Here is a 6,361-nt window from a genome sequence, read left to right as displayed (position 1 = left end):
CGGCTCGCCTGTCAACACGCCCCGATCCGACCGGTCCGCGACCGAACCGAAAGCCGCCCGCGAGCCCGGTCGGGACCCGCGGTGATGCTCGCGGTCGATGGCCGGAAACGGGTCGGACCCGTCGCCGGTTGGCCCGAGATGGCGGTCACGGAACAGGAATCAGGTCTTCGTCCGGTCGGTCGAAGAGGGCCCATCCCGGAGGCATGGCCCGGCGGGCCCGGTCCGCCTATGACGGGCCGCGCGAGAGCCGGAGCGGCCGGGGAGGGGATGTAAATGAGACAGGTGGCGCTGGCGGCTCTGGTGCTCGGGCTCGGCCCGGCCCTCGCCGAGGACCGGCCGGCGGTGGTGCTGCCGACCGTCGATTACGCCAACACGCGCTTCTCGGCGCTCGACCGGATCACGCCTGGGAATGTCGGCGGGCTCAAGGTGGCCTGGACCTACTCGACCGGGGTGCTGCGCGGGCACGAGGGCGCGCCGCTCGTCGTCGGCCACATCATGGTCGTGCACACGCCGTTTCCCAACACCGTCACGGCGCTCGACCTCGATCGGGACGGCAAGATCCTGTGGCGCTACGCGCCGCGGCAGGAGGCGGGCGTGGTCGCGGTGATGTGCTGCGACACGGTCCATCGCGGTCCTGCCTACCAGGACGGCCGGATCTTCCTGCAGCTCGCCGACACCACCGTCGTGGCGCTCGAGGCCGAGACCGGCCGGGTGCTGTGGACGGTGCAAAACGGCGACCCGGGCAAGGGAGAGACCAACACCGCGGCGGTGCTGCCGGTGCGGGACAAGGTGATCGTCGGCCTGTCGGGCGGCGAGTACGGCGCGCGCTGCCACGTCACCGCCTACGACCAGGCGACGGGACGGCGGGTGTGGCGCGCCTACGCCACCGGACCGGATGCCGAGATGCTGGTCGATCCCGAGAGGACGACGGAGCTCGGGCGCCCGATCGGCGAGAATTCCTCGCTCGAGAGCTGGGAGGGCGAGCAGTGGAAGACGGGCGGGGCCTGCGCCTGGGGCTGGTTCTCGTACGATCCGGACTTGAACCTCGTCTATTACGGCACCGGCAATCCCTCGACATGGAACCCGGCCCAGCGCCCGGGTGACAACCGCTGGGCGATGGCGATCGTCGCCCGCGACGCCGATACCGGCGTGGCGCGCTGGGTCTACCAGATGACGCCGCACGACCAGTGGGACTATGACGGCGTCAACGAGATGATCCTGACCGATCAGGACGTCGAAGGGCGCCGGCGCCGGCTGCTGACCCATTTCGACCGCAACGGCTTCGGCTACACCCTCGACCGCGCCACCGGCGAAGTGCTGGTGGCGGACAAGTTCGATCCGAGCGTGAACTGGGCCAAGCGCATCGACCTCGACCGCGCCTCCCCGACCTACGGCCGCCCGGTGGTGGACGAGCGCTACGCGCCGGGCGTCACCGGCGAGGACGAGACCGTGACGGGCATCTGCCCCGGGGCGCTCGGCGCCAAGAACCAGCAGCCCGCCGCCTACTCGCCGGCGACCGGCCTGTTCTACGTGCCCACCAACCACATGTGCATGGATATCGAGCCGTTCCGCGTCACCTACACGCCGGGCCAGCCCTATGTCGGCGCGACGCTGACGCTGCATCCGCCGGCCGGCACCGACCGCACCGGCGCCTTCATCGCCTGGGACAACCTCGCGGGGCGGATCCGATGGTCGATCCCGGAGCCGTTCTCGGTCTGGTCCGGCGCGCTCGCCACCGCCGGCGGGGTGGTGTTCTACGGCACGCTCGAAGGGTATCTCAAGGCGGTCGATGCCGCGACGGGCAAGGAACTCTACCGCTTCAAGACGCCGTCGGGGATCGTCGGCAACGTCACCACCTATCTGCATGGCGGGCGGCAATACGTGGCGGTCCTGTCGGGCATCGGCGGCTGGGCCGGGATCGGGCTCGCCGCCGGGCTGACCGACCCGGCCGAGGGCTCGGGCGCGGTCGGGGGCTACGCGGCCCTGTCGCAGTACACGGCGGCGGGCGGCCAGCTCACGGTGTTCGCCCTGCCCGAACGCTGACGATCCGGGCCGGGGGCGACACCCGGCCCGACCACCAACGAGGAGGCTCTTCGATGCGGGTGCCGATCGCGCTCCTGTGGCTCTTCGCGGCGCCGGCCGCCCTGGCGCAGACGCCGCCGCCGGAGGAGGCGCCCTCCCTCGCCGCCTGCCTGCCCGGCCTCGTCGCCCGGGCGCGGGACGGGGGAGTGACGCCGGCCCTGGCGGAGGCGCAGCTCTCGGGCCTCACCGCCGATCCGGACGTCGCGGCGGCGACGAACAGGCAGGCGGAATTCGAGAAGCCGGTCTGGGCCTATCTCGATTCCGCGGTGAGCGAGGAGGCGGTGACCGACGGCCGGGCGAAGCTCGCATCCGAGGCGAGCCTGCCGGCGATCGAGGCGGCCTACGGCGTCGACCGGCACGTGCTGGTGGCGATCTGGGGCATCGAATCGGGCTACGGCAGCGTGCTCGACGATCCCCGCAAGGTGCGGCCGGTGGTACGCTCGCTCGCCACGCTGGCCTGCGCCGGGGGGCCCCGAGTCGCGACCTGGACCGAGGAGCTGGTGGCGGCGCTCCGCCTCCTCGATCTCGGCCGTACCACGCCGGAGCGCCTGACGGGATCCTGGGCCGGCGCGATGGGCCACACCCAGTTCATGCCGACGACCACCCTGCGCCACGCCCTCGACTTCGACGGCGACGGCCGGGCCGACATCTGGACATCAGCCCCCGACGCCCTTGCCTCGACAGCCCAGTACCTGCGGACCTTGGGCTGGCGCCCGGGCGAGGTCTGGGGCGGCGAGGTGGTGCTGCCGGAGGGCTTCGATTACCGCCTCGCCGACGAGACGACGATGCGGCCGCTCGCCGAGTGGCGGGCGCTGGGCCTCAAGCCGGCGGGCCGGGAGATCGGGGCGGAGACCGACACGGCGCGCCTGGTGCTGCCGGCCGGGGCGAGGGGGCCGGCCTTCCTGCTGCGGCCGAACTTCGGGGCGCTGCTCGGCTACAACGCCGCCTTCTCCTACGCGCTCGCGGTGGCGCACCTCTCCGACCGGCTGCGCGGCGAGCCCGGCTTCGTGCAGCCATGGCCGCGGGCCGACCGGCCGCTCGCGACCGACGAGCGGCGGGAGATCCAGGCGAGCCTCGAGGCGAAGGGGCATCCCGTCGGCGGGGTCGACGGGCGGATCGGCCCGCGGACCCGGGCGGCGATCCGGGCCTACCAGGCGAGCGCCGGGCTGGTGCCGGACGGCTACGCCGACGCGTCGCTCCTGGACCGCCTGCGCGCCGGACCTTGAGCGATGGGCCTTCGCATGAACGCGAAGGCGCAAGGCGAATCGGCGCCGACGCCCGTCCGGGCTTGCCGGCACCCTCGGGCGGGACGGCCCGAGGGTGCGGATCGATTCCCCGCCAACGCACGATTCGGGGATTCGGCACCACCGTCTCGGACGCGAAGCCGCTGACTCCTGTGGAGAAAAGGTTGTCGACTCCTGAATCGGAGGACCCGGGGCTTAACGCTTGACTCTCCGTCGCCCGCGCCGGCCAAACTACGCTCACGTGCTCGGATGAGGCTCGAAAGCGTAGATGTCGAAGGGTGCCGAAAGTCGAATCGCCGGGCGGAGGCCAGCCTCCGCGACGCCGTTCGACGCCGTGATCGCGGCCCATGCCGACGCCCTGACGCGCCAGCTCGCGCGGGTGGGCGAGCGGTTCAGCCCGCCGGCGGCGCACCGTGCCCTGCGGCGCTTCCCGACCGGCGAGGCGGCGCGGCTGATCGGCATCACCGACGCCTACCTGCGCCAGCTCATCCTGTCGGACGAGGCTCTGGAGCCCGAGAAGGGCCCGGCGGGCCGGCGGCAATTCACCTTGGGCCAGATCAACGACGTGCGCCGGCACCTGGCGCGGACCCGGCCGGGCTACCTGCGCCATCGCCGGGCCGGCGAGCACCTGCAGGTGCTGGCGATCACCAACGTCAAGGGCCGCTCGGGCAAGACCACCGCGGCGGCCCACCTCGCGCAGTACCTGGCGCTTCAGGGATTCCGGGTGCTCGCCGTCGACCTCGACCCGCAGGCGGCCCTGTCGGGCCTGTTCGGCTGCCGGCCGGAACTCGATGTCGGGGTGAACGAGACCCTCTACGGCGCGGTGCGTCGCGACGGGGCGGAGCGCCCGCTCGAGCAGATCGTGCGCGCGACCCACTTCCCGGGCATCGACCTGGTGCCGGGCCATCTCGAGCTGATGGCCTGCGAGCACGGCGCCATCCCCGAGAGCACCGTCGGCCGCGTCGCCGAGGCGCTGGCGGGGGTCTCGGACGCGTACGACGTGGTGGTGGTCGATTGTGCCCCGCAGCTCGGCGTGCTGACCCTCGGGGCGCTCTGCGCCGCAACCGGCATCCTGGTCACGGTGCAGCCGCAGATGCTCGATCTCGCCGGCATGTCCGGCTCGCTGCGGATGACCGCCGACCTGCTCGGCGCGGTCCGGGAGGCCGGCGGCGACCTTCGGCCCGACTTCCTGCGCTACCTCGTCACCCGCCACGAGCCGAATGACGGACCGCAGACCCAGGTCGTCGGGCTGCTGCGGGCGCTCTTCGGCGAGCAGATGCTGACGCATGCGGTGCCGCTCTCGGCCGCCATCGCCGAGGCCGGCGCCTCCGGCCGCACGCTCTACGAGGCCGGCCGCGAGAGCTTCACCCGGCAAGCCTACGACCGGGCGGTCGAGGCCCTCGATGCGGTGAATGCCGAGATCGCCGGCGAGATCACGCGGGCCTGGGGCCGGGCTACGTGAGCCGTTCCCTCATCCCGGGGCGATGCCCCAGGTGACCGGCGCCCCTCGCGGCGCCGCCTGAACCCGCCTTCCGGGCGGTTCCCTCAACGCGAACCCAGAAAGGATCGATCCGGCAAAAGAAAAAGGCCCCCGACGCGACGCCCCGGAAGCCCTTCTCTTAGTGCCTGGCAGCCTGAGAGAATCAAATCCGGCACATTCTGTCAAGCGTGGCGCCGATTCGGCGATCCCTTTTCTGTTGCCTGACGACAGGCACACCATGTCCCAGACCCAGCCGACGACGCCCTTCGGGCGGCGGCCGCTCTCGCTCGCCATGATGGCGGCGCAGGCGGCGGCGAAAGCGTGCCCGGACGAGGCCGCGAGCCACAAATGGCGCACCTTCCGCAACCTGACCGAGGCCAAGGCACGCCTCGGGCTCGGGGACCGGGCGCTGGCGGTGCTCTCGGCGCTGCTGAGCTTCCATCCCGAGACCGCGCTCGTGCCGGGCCCCGACCTCGTGGTCTTCCCCTCGAACCGTGAATTGTCGGTGCGCGCCCACGGTCCGTCGCCGACGACGCTCCGGCGCGCGCTGAGCCAGCTCGTCGAGGCCGGCCTGGTGATCCGCCGCGACAGCCCCAACGGCAAGCGCTACGCGCGGCGCGGCGAGGGCGGCCGGATCGAGCAGGCCTTCGGCTTCGACCTCTCGCCCCTGGTGGCGCGGGCGGGCGAGTTCGAGGCCCTGGCCGCCGAGGTGCGGGCGGCCGCCAGGGCGCGGGCGCTCCTGCGGGAGGAGATCTCGCTCCTGCGCCGGGACATCGCCAAGATCGTCGCCTTCGCCCGCGAGACCGGGCTGGATGGCGCCTGGGACGGTATCGAGGCGGGGCTCCAAGGAGCGGGCGCCATGCCGCCGCGCTCGGCCGGCAACGCGGTCCTCTCCGCGGTCGCCGAGGGGCTGCGGGGTTTGCGCGCCGCGGTGGATAAGTGCCTGGCGGAATCGATCGAATTCCGGAAAACGGACGCCAGTGAGTCCCAGGCCGGCTGCCACCATCAGAGTTCAAAACCTGAGTCTTTCCAGAATCTTGAACGGGATTTGCGGGGACGGGACGAGGAGGCGGGCGCAAAGCCGGTGACCAGCGTGGTGCCGGTGACGCGCGCCCTGCCGCTCGGGCTGGTGCTCGAGGCCTGTCCGGATCTCGCGGCTTACGCCCGTCACGGGATCGGGACCTGGCGGGACTTCCTCGGCGCGGCTGCGGTGGCGCGCGCGAGCCTCGGGATCGCCGCCCCGGCCTGGAACGCGGCCGTCGAGGCGATGGGCGAGGAGCAGGCGGCCATCGTGGTCGCGGGCATGCTGCAGCGGGGAACCGCGATTGCGGCGCCGGGGGCCTACCTGCGCGATCTCGCCGGGAAGGCGCGGGCCGGGCGGTTCTCGGCATGGCCGATGATGATGGCGTTGTGGCGGGTGCGGCAGGGGAGCGCGATCCAGGTGTCAGGGGCTTCGGGACCACTTTTCGGCTCGCCGATGCCGAGGCTCCTCTCGGCGCGGCCAGGATCGTCGACGGCGGTCTCTGGCGGCTTCACGGCATGCTGATCCTGCGCG

General features: G+C 72.5%; 4 protein-coding genes. All 4 read left to right on the top strand.

Annotated elements, in window-relative coordinates; translation table 11 throughout:
- The first annotated feature begins 273 nt into the window (after window positions 1–273).
- The 4 genes from DK419_RS15175 to repC all read left to right on the top strand — a co-directional run bounded on the left by DK419_RS15175 (window position 274) and on the right by repC (window position 6,352).
- Window positions 274–2,043, top strand: coding sequence for a methanol/ethanol family PQQ-dependent dehydrogenase (locus tag DK419_RS15175; protein ID WP_109959814.1), 1,770 nt, complete (start codon window positions 274–276; stop codon window positions 2,041–2,043).
- Window positions 2,044–2,096: 53 nt separating this feature from the next.
- Window positions 2,097–3,308: a lytic murein transglycosylase gene (locus DK419_RS15170; protein ID WP_109959813.1), complete on the top strand. Its 1,212-nt coding sequence runs from the start codon at window positions 2,097–2,099 to the stop codon at window positions 3,306–3,308.
- A gap of 286 nt (window positions 3,309–3,594) precedes the next feature.
- A complete protein-coding gene (gene repA, locus DK419_RS15165) occupies window positions 3,595–4,788 on the top strand; it encodes a plasmid partitioning protein RepA (RefSeq protein ID WP_109959812.1) in 1,194 nt (397 codons plus the stop codon).
- A 256-nt stretch (window positions 4,789–5,044) separates the two neighbouring features.
- Window positions 5,045–6,352: a plasmid replication protein RepC gene (gene repC, locus DK419_RS15160; RefSeq protein ID WP_109959811.1), complete on the top strand. Its 1,308-nt coding sequence runs from the start codon at window positions 5,045–5,047 to the stop codon at window positions 6,350–6,352.
- Window positions 6,353–6,361: the final 9 nt, after the last annotated feature.

Source organism: Methylobacterium terrae (genome assembly GCF_003173755.1).
Classification (GTDB): Bacteria; Pseudomonadota; Alphaproteobacteria; order Rhizobiales; family Beijerinckiaceae; genus Methylobacterium; species Methylobacterium terrae.
Note: the sequence above shows the minus strand (reverse complement) of the source record. Positions and strands in the feature narration are given on the sequence as shown.